19 protein-coding genes are annotated in these 20,852 nt (G+C 37.3%); 16 read left to right on the plus strand and 3 right to left on the minus strand.

Annotated features, from left to right (window positions below; all coding sequences use genetic code 11):
* Positions 1-14: 14 nt before the first annotated feature.
* The gene (gene hydA, locus C7958_RS02575) at positions 15-1,403 is read left to right on the plus strand and encodes a dihydropyrimidinase (RefSeq protein ID WP_111571106.1); all 1,389 of its coding nucleotides are present in this window, start codon (positions 15-17) and stop codon (positions 1,401-1,403) included.
* On the opposite strand, the gene C7958_RS02580 is transcribed toward hydA, so the two are convergent.
* The gene (locus tag C7958_RS02580) at positions 1,372-2,052 is read right to left on the minus strand and encodes a redox-sensing transcriptional repressor Rex (RefSeq protein WP_111571107.1); all 681 of its coding nucleotides are present in this window, start codon (positions 2,050-2,052) and stop codon (positions 1,372-1,374) included. The genes hydA and C7958_RS02580 overlap by 32 nt on opposite strands.
* Positions 2,053-2,290: 238 nt before the next feature.
* On the opposite strand from C7958_RS02580, the gene C7958_RS02585 reads away from it, so the two are divergent.
* The 9 genes from C7958_RS02585 to C7958_RS02625 all read left to right on the plus strand — a co-directional run bounded on the left by C7958_RS02585 (position 2,291) and on the right by C7958_RS02625 (position 11,127).
* Entirely contained in the window at positions 2,291-4,708 is a 2,418-nt protein-coding gene (locus tag C7958_RS02585) for a Lon protease family protein (RefSeq protein WP_111571108.1), read from the plus strand.
* A gap of 113 nt (positions 4,709-4,821) precedes the next feature.
* Positions 4,822-5,967, plus strand: a complete 1,146-nt coding sequence (nagA, locus tag C7958_RS02590) for an N-acetylglucosamine-6-phosphate deacetylase (RefSeq protein WP_111571109.1) — start codon at positions 4,822-4,824, stop codon at positions 5,965-5,967.
* A 161-nt stretch (positions 5,968-6,128) separates the two neighbouring features.
* A complete protein-coding gene (locus C7958_RS02595; RefSeq protein WP_111571110.1) occupies positions 6,129-6,569 on the plus strand; it encodes an Hsp20/alpha crystallin family protein in 441 nt (146 codons plus the stop codon).
* A 199-nt stretch (positions 6,570-6,768) separates the two neighbouring features.
* The gene (locus tag C7958_RS02600) at positions 6,769-7,839 is read left to right on the plus strand and encodes an alanine/ornithine racemase family PLP-dependent enzyme (protein ID WP_111571111.1); all 1,071 of its coding nucleotides are present in this window, start codon (positions 6,769-6,771) and stop codon (positions 7,837-7,839) included.
* Between the two features lie 16 nt (positions 7,840-7,855).
* A complete protein-coding gene (locus tag C7958_RS02605; RefSeq protein ID WP_111571112.1) occupies positions 7,856-8,809 on the plus strand; it encodes a lysine exporter LysO family protein in 954 nt (317 codons plus the stop codon).
* Between the two features lie 117 nt (positions 8,810-8,926).
* Complete coding sequence (locus tag C7958_RS02610) at positions 8,927-9,412, plus strand: GAF domain-containing protein (protein ID WP_111571113.1); 486 nt, start codon at positions 8,927-8,929, stop codon at positions 9,410-9,412.
* Between the two features lie 87 nt (positions 9,413-9,499).
* Positions 9,500-10,231, plus strand: a complete 732-nt coding sequence (locus C7958_RS02615) for an HAD family hydrolase (protein WP_111571114.1) — start codon at positions 9,500-9,502, stop codon at positions 10,229-10,231.
* A gap of 42 nt (positions 10,232-10,273) precedes the next feature.
* Complete coding sequence (locus tag C7958_RS02620) at positions 10,274-10,636, plus strand: AAA family ATPase (RefSeq protein WP_111571115.1); 363 nt, start codon at positions 10,274-10,276, stop codon at positions 10,634-10,636.
* The gene (locus tag C7958_RS02625; RefSeq protein ID WP_111571116.1) at positions 10,624-11,127 is read left to right on the plus strand and encodes a hypothetical protein; all 504 of its coding nucleotides are present in this window, start codon (positions 10,624-10,626) and stop codon (positions 11,125-11,127) included. The genes C7958_RS02620 and C7958_RS02625 overlap by 13 nt, the downstream gene beginning before the upstream one ends.
* Before the next feature lie 92 nt (positions 11,128-11,219).
* On the opposite strand, the gene C7958_RS02630 is transcribed toward C7958_RS02625, so the two are convergent.
* Together C7958_RS02630 and C7958_RS02635 are read right to left on the minus strand one after the other, a co-directional pair.
* On the minus strand, positions 11,220-13,514 hold the full coding sequence (locus tag C7958_RS02630; RefSeq protein WP_111571117.1) for a family 65 glycosyl hydrolase domain-containing protein: 2,295 nt from the start codon (positions 13,512-13,514) through the stop codon (positions 11,220-11,222).
* Between the two features lie 325 nt (positions 13,515-13,839).
* Positions 13,840-14,709: an SDR family oxidoreductase gene (locus C7958_RS02635; protein ID WP_111571118.1), complete on the minus strand. Its 870-nt coding sequence runs from the start codon at positions 14,707-14,709 to the stop codon at positions 13,840-13,842.
* 286 nt (positions 14,710-14,995) lie between these two features.
* Between C7958_RS02635 and C7958_RS02640 the strand changes: the two genes are divergently transcribed.
* From C7958_RS02640 to C7958_RS02665, 6 genes are all read left to right on the plus strand, one after another.
* A complete protein-coding gene (locus C7958_RS02640; protein ID WP_111571119.1) occupies positions 14,996-15,811 on the plus strand; it encodes a ZIP family metal transporter in 816 nt (271 codons plus the stop codon).
* Between the two features lie 353 nt (positions 15,812-16,164).
* On the plus strand, positions 16,165-17,673 hold the full coding sequence (trpE, locus tag C7958_RS02645; RefSeq protein ID WP_111571120.1) for an anthranilate synthase component I: 1,509 nt from the start codon (positions 16,165-16,167) through the stop codon (positions 17,671-17,673).
* Positions 17,657-18,220: an anthranilate synthase component II gene (locus C7958_RS02650; RefSeq protein WP_111571121.1), complete on the plus strand. Its 564-nt coding sequence runs from the start codon at positions 17,657-17,659 to the stop codon at positions 18,218-18,220. Before trpE ends, C7958_RS02650 begins: the two co-directional genes overlap by 17 nt.
* Positions 18,221-18,319: 99 nt before the next feature.
* Entirely contained in the window at positions 18,320-19,357 is a 1,038-nt protein-coding gene (trpD, locus tag C7958_RS02655; RefSeq protein WP_111571122.1) for an anthranilate phosphoribosyltransferase, read from the plus strand.
* A complete protein-coding gene (gene trpC / locus C7958_RS02660; RefSeq protein WP_111571123.1) occupies positions 19,357-20,100 on the plus strand; it encodes an indole-3-glycerol phosphate synthase TrpC in 744 nt (247 codons plus the stop codon). Before trpD ends, trpC begins: the two co-directional genes overlap by 1 nt.
* 56 nt (positions 20,101-20,156) lie before the next feature.
* Positions 20,157-20,816 (plus strand): phosphoribosylanthranilate isomerase, encoded by a 660-nt coding sequence (locus C7958_RS02665; protein WP_111571124.1) that lies wholly within the window; start codon positions 20,157-20,159, stop codon positions 20,814-20,816.
* Positions 20,817-20,852 lie beyond the last annotated feature (36 nt).

The raw sequence follows: 20,852 nt of genomic DNA on the forward strand, positions 1-20,852 counted from the left end.
AGAGGTGAAGGACGATGAGAAAGATTCTACTTAAAAATGCGAAGGTAGTTGATGATAAAGGTATCAGAAAATCTGATCTTTTAATTGAAGGTGAAAAAATAGCTGCAGAAGAAAAACGAGGTTTTTTTAAAGAAGAGGAATCAAAAGGTGAATTTAAAGTTATAGATCTGGAAGGAAAATATATCTTTCCGGGGATTATTGATGCCCATACCCACTATTTGCTGTACTCCCGAGGAACTGTAACTGCAGATGATTTTTATCAGGGAAGTGTAGCAGCAGCAGCCGGTGGAGTTACAACAGTAATTGATTATATTGATTTTCCCGGAGACGGAAATTTTAAACGCTCGGTCGCTGAGCGAAAAGAAGAGGCCCGAGATTCAATAATAGATTATAATTTTCATCAGGTTGTACAGGATTTTAACAAAAAAATTTCCCAAAACTTAGCTGATTTAAAAGAGTTAGGGCTGGCAAGTATCAAACTTTTTACAACTTATAAAGATGTCGGTTATATGATAGAACGGGATCAGTGGTCCGAACTTTTTAAGCGGCTCAAAGAACTCAAAATTCTGCCTCAGGTTCATGCAGAAGATGACTCTCTGATTCAGGATTTAAAAGAAGTTTACAGCAAACGAAATTTAATAGCTCCAGAGTTCCATCCAGCTATTAGACCGGGGATTGCAGAAGCTTTAGCTGTTAAAGATATGGGAGGGGAGGCCCTGAAAGCAGATATGCCGCTGTATATAGTCCATTTATCATCGGCAGAAGGTTTAGAAGCGGTTAGAGAGTTAAGATCCAGAAAAGCACAAATTTATGCGGAAACTACTCCTCATTATTTACTGCTTGATAACTCATATTTAAAGAGAGAAGAGGCTCAGTTTTATTTTATGACCCCACCGCTGAGAAATAAATATGATAATCAAAAATTGTGGCAGGGACTCAGCACAGGTGAGTTTCAGGTAGTGGCAACTGATCACTGTGCTTTTAGCAGGGCACAAAAAATGCAGTCTGATTCCAGCCTGGAAATCCTGCCCGGAATTCCCGGAACCGAAACAATGCTGCCTCTGCTTTATAGTTCAGGAGTCAGAAATAATAGGATAACAATTAGAGAACTGGTAGAGATGATCTCGGTCAATCCGGCTAAAATATTCGGTCTTTATCCAGAAAAGGGTTCCCTGGAGTTGGGGACCGATGCTGATCTGACCATTTTTGATCCAAATTTAGAAAAAAAATTAACTGCAGAAAACTTACATTCTGCAGCCGGATACAGTCCTTATAATGATTTTACAGTTAAAGGTTATCCGGTCATGACTTTTAGACGCGGAAAGTTAATCTTTGATGATAAACTGAGAGCAGAAAAAGGAAGTGGTAAATTTATTTTTTCCCACAATTCAAGTCTTCTGTAGTCTCAGAATTATTAATCCGAATTTGATTCATTTTAACTGATAATTTACAGAGCCCCTCATTAATTAACTGTTCTTCCAGTAAAACATCATCTGGCACCTGTAAGGGAACTTCTGTAAAATCCCAGATTGCTTTGATTCCGGCCGCTGTCAGGCGGTCGGCTATTTTTTGAGCAGCACCCCCGGGAACTGTTAAAGCTGCCACATTGATCTTATTATTTTCCATAAATTCTTCCAGATTATTAATACTCTGAATTTCGATGTCATTGATTACCAGACCAATTAATTTAGGGTTTTTATCAAAAATTGAAACCAGTTGATATCCTCGTTCTCTATATCCTTTATTGTAAGCTAATGCCTGGCCCAGATGACCCGCCCCAATGATGATGATTTTTTTCTTATAATTAAATCCCATAATAATACTTAACTGCTGAAATAGACAGAAAACATCATAACCATAACTTTTACGACCAAAAGTACCAAAATAACTTAAGTCTTTGCGAATCAAAGAACTGCTGAACCCTGTTAGTTCTGCCAGTTCTTCAGATGATATATATTCTTTAGTAGAATCCTGCAGTCTTTTTAGATGTTGATAATATACCGGCAGTCGGCTGATTATTATGTCCGGAATAGAATTAATTTCTTTCCCCATTTTTTAACCTCCAGTGATATTGTTAAAAAAATAACATACTCTAATTTCATTTTATATTAATTAGCAAATGTTTTCAACTGTTATTAGTATTTTTTTCCTAATCTAAATCAATAAGCAGTATATTTAGAGGCAGGAAATATTTACTTTTTGTCGAATGATATATAGTAAGACATATATCAGAATTTTCTGGGATAATAAAATTCAATTTCATTAATTGGAACTAAAAGGAGTGTGTAGAATGGAAAAATATAAAATTGATATTTCTAATTTAGATTACAATTTTGATGAAAAAGAACTGGATTTTAAAACAACAAAAGAACTTTCAGCAATTGATGAAGAAATAATCGGTCAAAATAGAGCTGCTGACTCTCTCGATTTTGGAATGAGAGTTGGTAAAAAAGGGTATAATATTTTTATGGCAGGAGAATCAGGAACTGGAAAATCAACTTATGCTGAAAATATGACAGAAGAAAAAGCGGCTGAAATGGAACAGCCAAAAGATATATTATATGTCTTTAATTTTTCTGAGCCGGAAAAACCGCGAGTAATGCGGGTACAGGCTGGAATGGGTAAAGACTTAAAAGATGATATGGAAAAAATTGTAGAGGAACTGCAGGAAGAGATCCCCCGGGCCTTTGAAGGGGAAGAATATGAGCAGGAGAGAAAAGAGATTTTAAATCAATATCAGCCTAAATCAAATAAGGTGATGCAGGAATTTGAAGAATCTGCCCGGGAGAGAGGCTTTATGGTGCAGAACTCCTCTCAGGGTATGGTGCCTGTTCCGATTGATGAGAATGGTGATCCGATCTCACGCGATGATTTTCAGGATATGGATGAAGAGAAGAAGAAAAAGATTCGCAGTGAGAGCCAGGAAATACAGAACGAAATTTCTCAGGTAATGAGGAAGATTCGCTCTATTAAAGAGGAAGCTCAGGATGAACTGGCTGCCCTGGAAAAAAAGATAGGGATTTCCGTTGTCCAGCCAATCATCTGTCATCTGCAGGATAAATATGAGGACAGTCAGGAAATAGTTGATTATTTAGAAGAGGTTCAGGAAGACATTGTAGATAATATTGACAAATTCCGGAATAATGAGCAGCAGCCGCAGAATCCATTAATGGCAATGCAGCAGCAGGATGATGGGAATTTCTTTATTCGCTATCAAATAAATCTTTTTGTAAATAACAGTAAAACTGAAGGGGCTCCGGTGATTTACGAAAAAAATCCCACTTATTATAATCTTTTTGGTAAGATCGAAGGTAAGAGCCAGTTTGGTACAATTACTACCAATTTTACAATGATTAAGAGTGGTTCCCTGCATAAAGCAGATGGTGGGTTTTTAATAGTTCAGGCTAAAGATCTGCTGACAAATCCATTCTGCTGGGAAACTTTAAAACGAGCTCTGATTAACCAGGAGATTACAGTTGAGAATATAGGGGAACAGTACAGAAGGATACCGATTATTACTCTCAAACCGGAGGAAGTTGAGCTTGATCTGAAGGTAATTATGATTGGCTCACCTTATATTTATTATCTGCTCTATAATTTTGATGAAGAGTTTTCCGAGTTATTCAAAATTAAGGCTGATTTTGATACAGAGATGGAAAGAAACAAGGGAAATATAAATAAATTCGCTGATTTTGTCTCTTCGGTAATTAATAGAGAAGGTTTAAAAGAATTTAGTGCAGGAGCGGTAGCAGCAATGATTGATTTCAGCTCCCGACTGACAGAAGATCGAGAAAAACTTTCAACTAAATTTAACGAAATTATAGAAATTCTAATTGAATCAGATGTCTGGTCTGAGAGCTTTGATGAAGATGTTGTCAGTGCCAGTTCTGTTAAAAAAGCGATTGATGAAAAAGAAAGACGCTCCAACTTACTGGAAGAAAAAATTCAGGAGCAGATTGACCGTGATCATCTCCTACTTGATGTCAGTGGTGAAGAAATAGGACAGATTAATGGACTTTCGGTTTATCAGGCAGGTAACTATACATTTGGTCGCCCGGCACGAATCACAGCCCGCAGTTATTTAGGTAAAGAAGGAGTAATTAATATTGAGCGGGAGGCGAAGATGAGCGGCCGGATTCACAGTAAGGGTGTCATGATTTTAACCGGTTATTTAGGTGGTAAATATGCCCACGATGCTCCTTTAAGTTTAACAGCTTCTATTGCCTTTGAGCAGAGTTATGGTGGAGTTGATGGAGATAGTGCTACCTGTGCTGAAGTAGTAGCTTTACTTTCATCACTGGCTGAGATTCCTGTTCGTCAGGATATTGCAATTACAGGTTCGATGAATCAAAAAGGTGTTGTACAGCCGATTGGTGGAGTAAATGAAAAGATAGAAGGATTCTTTAAGGTCTGTCAGGCCAAAGGTCTTACCGGAGAACAGGGTGTAATTATTCCCCGCCGCAACCTGGATAATTTAATGCTGGATCAGGAAGTACTTGATGCAGTAGAAGAGGGCAAATTTAACCTTTACAGTATTGAAGAAATTGATCAGGCATTAGAGATTATGTTAAAACAGGATGCAGAAGAAATTCACTCTGCAGTTAAAGAAAAATTAGAAGAATTTGCCGAACTTGAAGCCGAAAATTATACAGATATTGATACTGAAGCTGAGGAAGCGGATACAAAAACTGATGAAGATGAAGAATAAATAAGTTAATTATAATTTATCTCAATCAGGAGAAAATGTAACAGGGAAAAATGTAATCAATTTTCTTTAAGTTCAGCCTCAATTAAGATAAATTATAAGCAGAGGTGAAAAAAATGAAGAAATTAATAAAAAATGCGAATATAATTCTCGAAAATAAAGTTATAAATAATGGTTCTCTAGTTTTGAATGAAGAAAGTGCAGAGATAGAAAAGGTCGCTTCCTATAAGCTGGAAGCTGAAGCAGAAATGGAAGTTATTGATGCTGAAGGTGGTTATCTGGCTCCAGGAATGATTGATACTCACATCCATGGTGGAGGTGGATTTGATACCATGGATGCTTCACCTGAAGCTCTAAATAAAATCAGTGAAATTTTAGCTGCACATGGGATAACTTCTTTTCTGCCAACTACGATGACGATGGCTGCAGCTGATATTCATGCTGCCCTGGAGAATATTCGTCAGGCCAAGCAAAATGGTACCAGCGGGGCCCGGGTTCTGGGAACCCATGTTGAAGGCCCATTTATCAGTCCTGAGTACATTGGAGCCCAGAATAGTGAAGAACTGGCTGCTCCTGAGCCAGAGCTTTTAAGAGATTATTATGATGTAGTAGAAATTGTAACTCTGGCACCTGAGGTAGAGGGGGCTTTAGAGTTAATTAAGGAGCTGCATCAGAATAATATTACAGCTTCGGCCGGTCATTCAGCAGCGGGTTATCAAGATTTCCAGCAGGCCTATCAGGCCGGAATGGATCATTTTACCCACTTATATAATGCGATGACAGGACTGCATCACAGAAAGCCGGGACTTGTTGGAGCTGCTTTTGATTCTGAGGCTACAGTTGAGTTGATAGTTGATCTAATTCATCATCATCAGGCAGTTGATCGTTTTACCATTCAGGCTAAAGGTATTGATAAGGTAATTTTAGTATCTGATGGAATGGAGGCCACCGGTCTTAAAGAAGGCGAATATGAATTGGGTGGTCAGAAAGTTATAGTTAAGAATGGGGCTGCCAGACTTGAATCTGGTGTACTTGCAGGCAGTGTTTTAACCTTGGATCAGGCGGTTAGAAATTTAATGGAAGTAACAGAATTATCTCTGCCGGAAATATTTAAAATGGTGACTCTAAATCCAGCCCGCAAGTTGAATTTAGACCATAAGCTGGGCAGACTAAAACCGGGCTATCAGGCAGATCTGGTGCTTTTTGATCAAAATTTTCAGGTTCAGAAGACATTTATCAGAGCTAAAGAAATAACCGTTTAAATTTAAGAATAACCGAGTTTGAAAGAGTTAATCTTATCTAAAGACAAATTAAAACTAAAATTACTGGATTTTCTTTTTTGACCTTCTCTGACTTTAGTTTTATAATATAAGTAGAAAATAAAGATGAAAAAATAATATTAACTAAATTCGGAGGTGGTTTTATGTTTGATTTAGTCCCATTTAGGAACCGCAGTCGGAGTGATGTCACTGAAAGAGATGAGGATCCATTTAACAACCTGGTGTCTGATTTCTTTGGTGATGTGATGGATTTTGCCGGACGCAGCTTTAGAGCTGATATTAAAGAAAGTGATGACGAATATACCATTGAAGCTGAAATGCCAGGTATGAAAAAGGAAGATATTAATCTTGAAATTAATGATGATTATCTAACAATTTCTGCCGAACATCAGGAAGAAAAAGAAGAAAAGAAAGAAGACTATATCCGTCGTGAGAGAAGACAGGGTAGATATGCTCGCAGTTTCTATCTTGAAAACGTAAATCAGGATGAGATTAAGGCAGAATATGAGGATGGAGTCTTAAAAGTTCATCTGCCAAAAGAAGAAAAAACTCCTGTTAAAAAACGTACAATTGATATCGAATAAATTTTAATAGTATCTATTTCCCCGACCATCCGGTCGGGTTATTTTTTTTGGAGGAAAAGTCAGTTAATTGAAGAATTAATAATAGTAGAGTATAATATAGTTATAGTTTAGAAATAAATCAAATAGAGTTTTTATAATTTAATTTTTGGGACTGCTTAATCTAAAACTTTTTTCAATTAAAATTTTAGGAGGAGCTAAATTGAGTTTTCCACAGCTGGATATTTATTTAAATAATATATCAGAAAATGCGAAAAAATTAAGACAGGAACTGGAATTAGAAAACATTAAATTAACAGCGGTAGTCAAAGGTTTTGCCGGAGATTTGAGGATTTTCAAAGCCTATCAGGAGTCCGGAATCCAGAGTATAGCTGATTCCCGGATTGAAAATATAAAAAAATTTAGAGAAGCTGGATATCGGGATGAGGTATTGATGCTTAGAATTCCAATGCTTTCAGAAATCAAGGAGATTGTTCCCTATATTGATGCTTCTTTAGTCACTGAAGCAAAAACAGCAGAACTGATTTCTAAAGCAGCAGAAGCAGCTGCAAAGGTGATTGATTTAATAATTATGGTGGATATTGGTGACCGACGGGAGGGAATTTTAGCTGATAATTTAGAGGGGCTGGCTCAAAAAATTGAATCCCTGCCCGGAGTTAGACTTAAAGGCATCGGAACTAATCTCGGCTGTTTTGCCGGAATAATCCCCGATCAAAAAAACACTCAGCATCTTATTAATTTAAAAAAGAAATTAGAAGCTAAGCTGGGTCGGGAGCTTGAAATCCTCTCGGCAGGTAACACTGCAACTATCAGGCTCTTAAAAGATCAACAGCTGGCCCGGGAGATCAGTAATTTAAGAGTTGGTGAGGCAATTTTACTGGGCACTGATATTATCAATCAAAGTCTAATAGACGACTATCATCATTATAATTTCCGGCTGCAGGCAGAGATTGTTGAGCTCAAAGAAAAGCCTTCAAATCCGGAGGGAGAAATGGCATTTGAGGGTCAGGGCAGAGGCCAGATTATTGAAGATAAAGGTCTGCGGAGGCGGGCGATTCTGGCAGTCGGCAAACAGGATATAGACTATCACGGACTTTATCCGGAACTGGAGGGAGTAGAGGTTCTTGGAGCCAGCAGTGATCATTTAATAACCGATGTCACAGATGCTGCCGGGGATCTGGAAGTTGGAGATATTTTAACTTTTAAAATTAACTATAGTGCTATGCTGAGAGCAATGACTTCTCAATATGTGACTAAAAATTATATAGAGTAGTTCTGGAGGGATATTTTTGGACTTTTATCTGATAATTTTCTTTTTATTTACAGGTATTTTACTGGGCTTTAAACTGGATGAGAAAAATCATTTTGTTAAATTTGCAGATTCGATTACAAAAGTGGGGCTGGTGTTTCTTCTGCTGGCCATGGGTGCCGGCCTGGGCAGTAATAATCAGATTGTACTTCAACTTGGAGAAATTGGCTTTCAGGCCTTTGTTTTTGCAGCAGTCAGTATTATTTTTAGTCTGCTGGCTGTAATAATTTTTGTAAAGATTTTTAACTTGAATAATTTGCTTTTAGGGGCTGGCCCGGAAACAGAAGCAGAAATTGAAAATCCTGAAACTGAGAATACTCAGAAAGCCGACAATACAATGAGTATTTTAATTTTTGCTTCAGTTATAATTGGTATTTTAATAGGTTTCTTTCTGCTTAATGGACAGGAATTAGTCTGGCTGGATTCGCTGACTAATTATTCTCTGGTAGTACTGCTTTTTGGGGTTGGAATTGATATTGGCGCCAGCCGCGAAATTATTAAAGATTTAAAAATTATGGGTTGGAAGTTAATTCTGATTCCTATTTTAATAGCTTTTGGCTCCATTCTGGGAACAGTTTTAACCGGTGGGATTTTTGGTTTTGCAGCCGGAGAATCAGCTGCAGTAGGAGCAGGTTTTGGCTGGTACAGTCTCTCCGGGGTTTTAATTTCTAAATTACATAGTGCAGAATTGGGTTCACTTGCTTTTTTAACTAATGTTTTTCGTGAACTGCTGACAGTAATGATCCTGCCTTTAGTTGCAAAGTATTTTGGTAATCTGGCAGTGATTGCTCCCGGGGGTGCAACTACTATGGATGTTACCCTACCTCTGGTTAAAGAGGCTGGAGGGGAGGCAGTGGTAATTCCTGCTTTTGTCAGTGGAGCTGTACTTTCTACACTGGTACCTGTTTTAGTACCCTTATTCTTAAATATTTAGAACGTTAATTTTAAGCTTGTAATTTAAGCAGGAAATATCTTAAAATTTTAATCATTAATTGTTTAAGGAAAGCCAATAGAAAATAAACAAGTGATAAACTAGAAAGGAATGAGTATTATGAGTAAGAAAGAAGAAAGACTTAAAGAAATGAACCAGGCCCTGAAGGCCTTAATTGAACCGGAGGGAGACTGGCTTGCCAATCTGGCTAATAGTTCAGCTTTATTATTTGATTTAATGGATGATCTTAACTGGGCAGGATTTTATATCTGGAAAAACGATCAGCTGGTTTTAGGTCCTTTTCAGGGCAAAACAGCCTGTGTGAGGATAGATGAGGATAAAGGAGTCTGTGGAACAGCTTACTCACAGCGCAAGATAATGCTGGTGGAAGATGTAACAGAATTTCCGGGACATATTGCCTGTGATCCTGATTCCCGTTCCGAAATTGTGCTGCCTGTAATTGTCGGAGGAGAAGTAATTGCAGTTTTAGATATAGACAGTCCTCAAAAGGCACGTTTTGATGAACTGGACCGCAAATATTTAAAAGAATTTGTTGATATTTTAGTTGACGAAACTAACTTTTTACCACTGATGGAAAAGTTTTAAATAATCACAAATAAAGGCATTTGTCTGTCTCAAATCAACTTTGATTAAGAAAAGAAATTGAGAGCAGAAAATATAGGAGGTAATCTTTTGTTTAAAGATAAAGATGTTTTTCTTTTTGATCTGGATGGTACTTTATTAAGTATTGAAGCTGAAGAATTTTTAAAATATTATTTTGGTGCTCTTTCTGCTGATTTTGAAGACTTATGTGCTGACCAGAAAGAGTTTGTTAAACTTTTAATGGCTTCTACCGAAAAAATGATCAGAAATGACGGCAGCCGCAGTAATCAGGAAGCTTTTATGGAAGCTTTTATGGAAAAAATGGAGATTAAAAACCAGGCCGAGGCTGAAAAAATAAAAGAACGTTTTGATCAATTTTATCAGACTAAATTTACTGCCCTGGATAAGTATTTTGAGCTTGATCGGGAAACCCCGGCAGAGATTATTAAGCATTTAAAAAATCAGGGCAAAAAATTGGTGCTGGCAACAAATCCACTTTTCCCAAAAGAGGCTGTAGCAGCCAGGTTGAGCTGGATTGGAATTGAGGCTGAGGATTTTGAACTTTTAACCCACTATGAAAATATGAGCTATGCCAAACCAAATCCAAATTATTACCGTGAGATTTTAGAAAAAATAGATGCAGAGCCTGATAACTGTCTGATGATCGGTAATGATTTAAAAGAAGATGCAGTGGCTTCTGAACTGGGGATAAAAACCTTAATTATTTCTGACAAACTAATAGAAAGAGAAGACAGTGACTATCCTGTGGCCTGGCAGGGGAGTTTAAAAGAGTTTAAGGAATTGATAAAAGAAGAAATATAATTTTTGGAGAAAGCAATTCAGTCTTTAAGGTGGTGTTAATAAATGATAAAAATTCCATCTGAATTTCAAAAAATAGTAGGCCAGGCCGGATCTGTTAGAATATTTTTTGAAGCCTTAAAAGAAGCAACTGCTGACGGAATTATTTCAAGAATGTTTGTAACTGGCGTTAGCCCCATAGCTTTAGATAGTATGACAAGTGGTTTTAACATTGAATCAAATTTAACTACAGATCCAAACTTTAATCAGGCATTTGGTTTTACAGCAGAAGAAATCAAACCATTATTATCAGAGATTATTCCCAAATCTCAGAGAGATCATATTTTATCCAGATTGCATGAATATTATAATGGGTATTTATTTAGTAAATATGCAGATAAGCTGGAAATGAACAGATGGGTAAAATAACTGGGGAATTTAATCTTAAAAGTGATTTTAGCCGTAAAGACTTTCTTTCATTATTATTTTATCTCGGTTTTTTAACAATTGATCGAGAAGAAGATGGCTTTATTTACTTTAGAGTTCCTAATTATGCTGTTAAAGAAATATATTTTGATTATTTTACAAGTCTTTTAGATGAAAATTCTTCTTTTGATTCAATTGAAATTGAAGCAGCAGCGGTTGAGATATTAAAAAATGGTAAAATTAATAATTTTATCGAGAAAATAGAGAATGCACTTGCTTCTTTATCAAATAGAGATTATATTAGTTTTGATGAAAAATATATTAAGAAAAAAGACTTTGATTCAGAGGGTAAAAAACTGATTCAAGAAAAATTAGAAGAAGCTAAAAATCAGCATCTCAGTTATTCTAAAGCTGAAGAATTTAAAGATCGAAAAGACCTAAAGAAGTGGGCGATTATTTTTGTAGGGAACAAAGCTACAATCGAAGAACTATAATTTCAAAAAGGCTCCAGCTGGATAATTAATCCTGCTGGAGCCTCTATTTTAGCATAATTTTTCTAAAACTAATCAATTAAGCCAGCTGTTAATTATTTTTCAACAACAAGCTCTTCGGTTTGGCTTAACTCATATTCCTGATCATAAACTTTGATTGTTAAGTCTTTACCTGCTTTCAGTGAGAAGACAGATTCATTCTGGCTGACCTCAACTTTAATTCTGCGGCCTCTAAAGTTAATCATAAAGTTAAATCCACTCCAGGCTGCTGGTAAGAATGGTCTAAATTCTACCTGACCGTCTTTAACTTTAAAGCCGGCAAAACCTTTAATAATTGACATCCAGGTTCCTGCCATACTTGTAATATGCAGACCATCATCAGTATCAGTATTGTAATTATCCAGGTCCAGTCGAGCCGTCCTTAGATATAATTGATAAGCTTTTTCTTCTCTTTCTAAATCAGCTGCCAGGAGAGAATAAATACAGGGGGAAAGTGAAGATTCATGTACTGTCCGCGGTTCGTAAAAATCATAGTGGCGGGCAATACTTTCCTGATCAAAGTCTTCTTTAAAGTAATAGATTCCCTGCATTACATCTGCCTGTTTAATATAGGGGGAACGTAAAATTCTATCCCAGGACCAATTTTTATGGAGAGGAATATCTTCTTCTTTAAGGTCAGAGACCAGTTTTTGTTCCTTATCCAGATAGCCATCCTGCTGAGCATAGATATCATACTCTTCCAGATAAGGATAGTACATTTTTTCGGTCATCTCCTGCCATAATTCCAGCTCAGAGTCTTCAATTTCCAGTTCAGAAATCCACTCTTTATATTTATCTGGATCATTTTCCTTAATATTTTCTAAATTTTCCAGGGTATAGTTGAGAGTCCAGACCGCTATCCGGTTGGTATACCAGTTATTATTAACATTGTTTTCATATTCGTTAGGACCGGTTACTCCCAGGATCATATATTTTTCCTTCCGCGGATTAAAGTGAGCTCTATCAGCCCAGAAGCGGGAGATTTGAGCCAGCACCGGAATACCATATTCTTTAATATAGTCCTGATCTCCAGTATAGTCAACATAATCTTTTATGGCATGGGCAATCGCTCCATTACGGTGGATTTCCTCAAAAGTGATTTCCCATTCGTTGTGGCATTCCTCTCCATTAATTGTTACCATTGGATAGAGAGCACCATCAACTCCCAGTTTATCTGCATTTTCCACAGCTTTTTCCAGGTGGCGGTATCTATATAATAATAGATTGCGAGCAACATCCTGACTGTGGGTAGACAGATAAAAAGGAAGGCAGTAAGCTTCTGTATCCCAGTAAGTCAAACCACCATATTTTTCGCCTGTAAATCCTTTGGGCCCAATATTTAGACGGGGATCATGGCCGGTATAAGTCTGATTTAAATGAAAGATATTAAAACGGATTCCCTGCTGTGCTTCCGGGTCACCTTCAATTTTAATATCACTTTCCTGCCAGATTTTAGCCCAGGCCTCTGTATGTTCAGTAAATAATTGATCATAACCCTGGAAGGCAGCTTCCGCAGCTTTTGATTTTGCTTTTTCACTAACCTGATCAGCCTCATAATCACGGCTGGTACAGACTGCTAGATATTTATTTAATTCTATTTTTTCGTCTGGAGCAGCTTCAAATATAATTTTATTTCCTACATAGTTTTCGTCTCCAGGTCCGGTTAATAACTTAACTTCCCGTTCTTCTTTATTTAATTTCCAGTTCATAGCTGTAGAAACAACAAAATCTGATTTTCTGGTTTTCATTGAAAGCATTGCTTTACCCGGTTTGTTTTCTTTTTTCAGCCCCTTCCAGAAAAATTCATCATAATTGGCATCTTCATTTTTAACATCACCATCTAGATAGGGAATTAATTCGATTTTTGCTGTCTGATCAAGTGCCTGTAGACTGTATTTTAGAGCAGCCAGTTCCTTATCCTGCTGACTCAAAAACCGAGTTTCTGTTACTTCAACCCGATTATCTTCCAGCTCCAGAGTAAAAGATCTCTCTAAATAAGCTTCTTTCATATTTAAAACCCTTTTAAAATTACTGAAATCAACCTCTGCCAGGTCAATTTTCTGTCCATCTATTTTTAAATCAATCCCAATAAAATTAGCAGCATTAGCAATTTTTGCAAAATACTCTGGATATCCATTTTTCCACCAGCCAACAATAGTTTTATCTGGATAGTAAACACCGGCAATATATGTTCCCTGCAGGCTGTCACCGCTGTAGCTTTCGGCAAAATTTCCGCGCAAACCCATATGACCATTACCCAGACTCATTACACTTTCTGTAACTCTGTTGTAATTTTTATCAAAACTATTTTCAATAACTTTCCATTCATCAACTTCAAAATATTTTTTCAAAATCTCCACCTGCCTTTCAGCTAAATTATATCAGAAATGCCAGGTTAATGAAAGAGCTTCCATTTTATAAAAAGAGCGGTATTGGAAGTATATTTATCTGAGATTTTTGCCTGAAATTTGATTTAAATTATTTCTATATGTCCTCTTACTTTTAATTATTATCAATTTGTTATATGATAGGATTGATAATTGATAATAATTACTATATATGGATATTTTGGGGGTTGAATAATGGAAGACTTTTGTGAAATTAATTATTAATATAGATAAGGATCCAGCTAAAAAGCCGAACCCTTAATTTTGATCTGGATATTTTTAATCTGAATTAAATTAAATCTGCTTCCTGCAGTAATTCTTCTAAAGCCTGTTTGATCGGGGTTGCAGGGCGTCCCAGTAGTTTTTCGAAATCATTACTTTTTACATTAAGTGCTCCCTCTCTAATTCCGCGTTGGATAGCAGCTAACATCGGTAGAGAAGATTCGGGCATTCCACTTTTTTTCATTATCTGTTTATATTCTTCATCATTCACTCTTTTAATTGGAATTTCCTGGCCGATTACTTCTTCTGCGGCTGATACCAGTTCTGCCTGAGTAAGGGGTTGAGCGGAAAGCTCATAAACAGTATTTTCATGGCCTGATTCTGATAATACTTTAGCTGCAGCTTCTGCATAATCTTTTTGCAGGGCCCAGCCAACCTTTCCATCTTTAGCAGCGGTTACCCAGGGTTGACCTGAGATGGCTGCTTTAATACTGGGGAGTTCATTACGCAGATACCAGTTATTACGTAAAAAGGAATAGGGAATTCCTGTAGCTTTTATAGCTTTCTCAGTTTTTCTGTGGACAGGAGCCAGAAATAAAGAACTATTTTCGGCATCTGCCAGGCTGGTATAGGCAATAAAATCAACCCCAACTTCTGCTGCGGCCTGAACCGCATTTTGATGTTCCCTAATTCTTGTCTCGTTATCACCAGTGGTCGATATAATCAGGATTTTGTCTACATTTTTAAAGGCTGTGCTTAAAGTCTCGGGCTTCTCAAAATCTCCCTGGCGCACATCAACTCCTCTGTTTTTTAGATCTTCAGCTCTGGCTGGATCACGGACACTTACGGCCAGCTGTTCAGCCGGGACTGCTTCCATTAAAAAATTCATTACTTTAGAACCAAGTTTTCCAGTTGCACCGGTTACTAAGGTTTTCATAAACAATTCCTCCTTTATAATTTTAAATTAATGTATTTTAAGTTTTAGAACTTTCGGATTAAGTTTAATACTGAGTATTTTCTTAAAATGATCTTAATCTAAATAATATAATAACAAAAAAGATGGGAAAACAATGTTGTCATTTTACATTTAATAATTTTTTAAGTTTAAAATATACTTTGCTTTAAACTGTCGTTAATTTATTGTATGATATAAGATAAGCAAAGAATTATGATTAATTTTAAAAGTATCAATTATTATAAAACATGAAGTAGGAGGCTATAAAATGATTATTGATTTTTTGATTGATTTGTCACCCATAACCCAGGCTTTACTGGCAACATTATTTACCTGGTTTGTCACAGCTCTGGGGGCCGGAGTGGTTTTCTTTTTTAAAGATGTTGATCGGAGACTTCTTGATAGTATGCTCGGGTTTGCTGCTGGAATAATGATAGCAGCCAGTTTCTGGTCTTTACTTGCTCCTGCAATAGAAATTTCCGAAAATCAGGGAGTAGCAGGTTGGATTCCCGCTGTAATAGGTTTTTTAATGGGAGGAATATTTTTACGTCTGGTTGATATGGTTCTGCCTCATTTGCATCCCGCTTTAGCTAAAAGTGAACCTGAGGGAATTAAAACTAACTGGCAGAGGAGTGTTTTGTTGGTTCTAGCAGTTACTTTACATAATTTTCCGGAAGGACTGGCGGTCGGAGTAGCTTTTGGGGCAGCTGCAGCAGGTATCCCGTCTGCTACTATTGCTGGTGCTGTTGCACTGGCAGTGGGAATTGGACTGCAGAATTTTCCTGAAGGAGCAGCTGTATCTATTCCTTTAAAAAGAGAGGGCCTCTCTGCAAAAAAGAGTTTTATGTACGGTCAGTTTTCAGGAGCTGTTGAACCAGTAGCAGGAGTTTTAGGAGCTGCAGGTGTTTATTATATGAGACCTATACTTCCTTATGCTTTAGCTTTTGCTGCAGGCGCAATGATTTTTGTGGTAGGAGAAGAGTTAATACCAGAAGCTAACTCAGAAGGTAACAGTCATCTGGCTACCACAGGTTTGATGTTGGGGTTTGCAGTTATGATGTTTTTAGATGTTTCTCTGGGTTAATTTAAATGCTATTTTACTAATGAAACTAAGATATTTGTAGTAAAATCAAAATTATTTTCTTGACTTATTTAAAAAATTCAGTTATAATTAAAAAAATTCGAGATGAGAAGAGCCCAGATTAGTAGAGAAGAGTTAGAGATGAGATTAGCAGAGCAAATATGTAATTAACGGGCCAGATTTATATCTATTTATATAAATGTGGCTTTTTTGTTTTAGTAAAAGAATAATTTGAACTATAGTTCAAATTATAACTAAAAATCTCTTACTAATAACTACGGTCAGGCTTTTAACCAAGCTCTGGCCGTTTTCTGGTTTCAGGGCAGAAAACTGAAATAAGTTAAAGGAGGAGAGAGATGAAAGGCAAAAATGAATTTTTAGAATTAACAGCAGAATATAATCTGATTCCGATTTACGATGAGTTTATTGCAGATATTGAAACTCCAATCTCTTTATATAAAAAATTAGCTCTTGATGAAGATTATACCTATCTTTTAGAGAGCTCAGAAAATGACCGCTATTCTTTTATCGGCTTAAAGCCAGCGACTGTTCTTAAAAATTATGATAATTATTTAGAAGTGATTAAAGAGGGGAAAAAAGAAAAGTTAGAGGGTGAGAAGATAGTTCCTTATCTGCAGCAGCAGCTGGCTGAACTTAATGTTTATGAAAATGAAAAGCTGCCTCCGTTTTCTGGCGGTTTTGTCGGCTATTTTAACTATGAGATGATAGAAAAATGGGAGGATATTTATCATCTGGAGGCAGATAAAGGATTAAAGAAGGATAATACCCCCCTGAGTCTGCTGGTGATGAGTAAAATTATAATCGCCTATGATCATCTGCATAATACGGTCAAGATTATTAATAACCTTAAAATAGAATCAGACTTAAGCCGGAAGGAAAAAGAAGATATTTATCTGCAGGCTAAAGAGGAAATCAAAAAAATTAAAGCTGAAATTGAAAATAATAATTCAGAATTAAAGCCAGCAGCAGTTAATTTAGATTCAAAACAGGATAAAAAGTTAAAGTCAAATACTACAAAAAAAGAATATCAAAAGATGGTAAAAAAGGCGAAAGAACATATTAGGGCTGGAGATATTTTTCAAATTGTACTCTCCCAGAAATTTTCAATAAAAAATGATCTGCCTCCTTTTAAGATTTATAGGGCCTTAAGATCGGTTAATCCTTCTCCCTATTCTTTCTATCTTAATTTTCCCGAGATAAGAATCATTGGTTCTTCGCCTGAGGTACTGGTTAGAGTTAGAGATCAGAGAGTAATGACCAGACCGCTGGCTGGAACCAGACGCAGAGGCAAAGATAATAAAGAAGATCAGAAATTAAAAATGGATCTCTTAAATGACGAAAAAGAAAAGGCAGAACATACAATGCTTCTGGATCTGGGCCGCAATGATTTGAGCAGAATTGCAGCTCCCGGCAGTGTTGAGGTCACAGAATTAATGGAAGTTGAGTTTTATTCCCGGGTAATGCACATTGTTTCTCAGGTGGAAGCTGATCTGAAAGAAGGTCTGGACAGCCTGGATGTTTTAAAGGCGGTTTTTCCGGCCGGCACGGTTTCCGGTGCTCCTAAAATAAAGGCGATTGAACTGATTGATGGACTGGAAAAAGAAGCGCGTGGAGTGTATGCAGGTACAGTAGCATATTTGAGTTTTAATGGTAATTTAGACAGCTGTATCACAATCAGAACCTTTTCTTTAGTTGAGGGCAGGCTTAACCTACAGGTTGGTGCTGGAATTGTTGCTGATTCTGATCCGGTTAAAGAATATCAGGAGACACTTAACAAAGGGCGGGCTTTATTTGAGGCTCTAGAAGTGGTAAGAGAGGATGGTATCCGTGATTTTAGTAATTGATAATTATGATTCCTTTACCTATAATTTGGTGCATCTGCTGGAGGAGTTTGATCAGGTAAAGGTAATGCGTAATGATAAATTGAGTCTTGATGATGTGGAAATTATGGCACCTGATAAAATAATTATTTCCCCTGGTCCCGGCCGTCCGGATGATGCAGGGATTTCTAAGGAACTAATCGAATATTTTAAGGATAAAATTGATATTCTGGGTGTCTGTCTTGGTCATCAGTGTATTGGTGAGGTTTTTGGTTCCAGGGTAGTTGAGGCGGATAGAATTGTGCACGGCAAGGTGGCTGCAGTCAGAAAAGTTAGAGATGACAGTCTTTTTGCCGGGATTGACGATGGTTTTGCTGCTACCCGCTATCATTCATTGATAGTTGATCGGGAAAGTTTAGGTTCAGAACTTGAGGTGCTGGCAGAAAGTGATCAAGGTGAAATCATGGCCCTGAAACATAAAAACTATTCAGTTTATGGAGTCCAATTTCATCCGGAATCAATTCTGACTGAAGTTGGAAGAGAGCTGATCAAGAATTTTCTGGAGCTGTAATTTTGATTAAAGTCTTAGTAAATATATTTGAAATTCAATTGAAATTATTTTTAAAAAAGACTAGCTGAGATGAGTAGAAATTTTAGAGGAGGAGAGAGTATGTTTAACAAACATTTAGATAAAGTAGTGAGTGGAAAAGATTTAACTCTGGCAGAAATGGAAGAAGCAATGTCAATGGTAATGGAGGGTAAAACAACAGACAGTCAGCTGGCGGGATTCCTGGTTGGACTGCGGATGAAAGGTGAAACAATAGATGAGATAACCGGAGCGGCCAGTGTGATGAGAAATAAGGCAGCAGAGGTTAAAACTGAGGCCCGGAATTTGATCGACAGCTGTGGCACCGGAGGAGATGAAAAAGGAACTTTTAATATTTCTACAACTACTGCTCTTGTTATGGCAGCTGGTGGTTTAAATGTTGCCAAACACGGGAACCGTTCCGTTTCTTCAAAAAGCGGCAGTGCTGATCTGCTGGAAGCTCTGGGGGTAAAAATTGATTTAAGTCCTGAGGCAGCGGGGAAATGTCTGGATCAGATTGGGATTTCCTTTCTTTTTGCTCCCCATTTTCATCAGGCAATGAAATATGCGATTGGCCCGCGAAAAGAGCTCGGCTTAAGAACGATATTCAATATTTTAGGACCGCTGACCAATCCGGCAAAGGCTGATTATCAGGTGCTGGGAGTTTATAAAGAAGAATTGGTGATGCCTCTGGCCTATGTGCTCAAAAACTTAGGCTTAAAATCAGCAATGGTTGTCCACGGAGCCGGGGGAGTTGACGAGCTGTCTCTGGTTGGAGAAAATAAAACAGCGTATTTAAAAGATGGAGAAGTCAAAGAATATAATTTTAGCGCGGAAGATGCCGGCCTTGAGTCCGCACCTCTGGAGTCTATTTTAGGGGGAGTACCAGAAGAAAATAAGCAAATAACTCTGGATATTTTAAAAGGTAAAAAAGGTCCCAAAAGAGATGTTATTTTACTTAATTCAGCAGCAGCTTTCCTGGTAGAAAACAGGGTGGATAGTCTGCAGGAAGGTGTTAAAATGGCAGCCGAACTGATTGACAGCGGAAAAGCGATGCAGAAACTGGAAGAGCTTATTCAATGCAGCAATTCATCTGATAATAGTTCCAGGGCGGTGTCTTAATGATTTTAGATAAAATTGTAGAGCATAAAATAAAAGAAGTTGAAGAACTGAAACAGCAGAGAAATTCTTTGAAAGAAAGACTGGCAGCAGATAAAATTTCACTGCTGGCAGAAATCAAAAAAGCTTCCCCGAGTAAAGGTTTAATCCAGCCTGATTTTAACCCGGCCGCTCAGCTTGAGGCTTATGAGCAGGCAGGGGCGGCAGGGATTTCAATTCTAACTGACCATAAATTTTTTCAGGGCAGCAGTCAGATTTTAAAAGAAATGAGAAAGCTGACTGAACTGCCAATTTTGCGCAAAGAATTTATTATTGATCCTTTACAGATTTATGAGAGTTTTTTTCTCGGAGCTGATGTAATTCTTTTAATAGCTGCAATATTAGATGACCGGCAGCTGGAGAGTTTTCTGGCTCTGTCCAGAGAGTTAAATCTGGAGGCTGTAGTTGAGGTGCACAGCCAGGAAGAATTGAGTCGGGTTTTAAAAACCAAAGCAGAGATAATTGGAATCAATAATCGTGATTTAAATGATTTCAGTGTTGATCTGAAAACAACAGCTGATTTGAATGCTGAACTGGAGAAGCTGGGCCAGCGTGATAATCATTACCTGATTGCTGAAAGTGGAATTAAAACTAAAGCAGATATAGATTTTTTAAGAGAAATTGGAGTAGATGGAGTTCTGATTGGGGAGACTTTAATGAGAGCAGAATCTCCAGCAGCAAAAGTTAAGGAGCTGGGGCTAATCTAAAGACACAGGGCTCTCAGAAAGAAGATGATTTATTTAAATATTCGGAGGTGGATAATTTGTTAAAAAATAGAACTATGATCAAGCTCTGTGGAATGACCCGGAGAGAAGATATTGTATATGCAGTTAATATAGGTGTTGACGCCTTGGGCTTTATTCTGGCAAAAAGTCCTCGACAGATCAGTCTGGAAAAAGTGAGAGAACTGACTCATAATTTACCACCATTTATTAACCGGGTAGCGGTTGTGGTAAACCCTGAACCAGAAGAAGTGGCAGAAATCGAAAAAAGCGGACTATTTGATTATATTCAGTTTCATGGCAGTGAGGAGCCGGAGCTGCTTGACAGTACAGCCTTAAAAAGTATTAAAGCCATCTCAATTGCCGGAGAAAAAGACCTGGATGAGCTTAAAAAATATAGGGAAAGTGCAGATTATCTCTTATTTGATACAAAAATCGGCAGTCAGAGTGGTGGTACAGGAGAGAGTTTTGACTGGTCCTTAATCAGTGCACTTAAGCTTCCATATATATTGGCCGGGGGTCTGGGAGTAGATAATATTGAGGCGGCTCTTAAAAAATTGAACCCGCTGGCAGTTGATATTAACAGCCAGGTAGAAAATGAGCCAGGGAAGAAAAATCACAGGCTGGTTAAAAGGACAGTGGAGAAAATAAAAAGTTTTAAGCCAAAAAATGAAACCAAAATCAAATTAAAATTTATTTAAATTTTGATAAATCGAAGTATAGCAAGTCAGAGAACT

The sequence above is a fragment of the Halanaerobium saccharolyticum genome (assembly GCF_003259895.1).
In the GTDB taxonomy this organism is placed as follows: Bacteria; Bacillota; Halanaerobiia; order Halanaerobiales; family Halanaerobiaceae; genus Halanaerobium; species Halanaerobium saccharolyticum_A.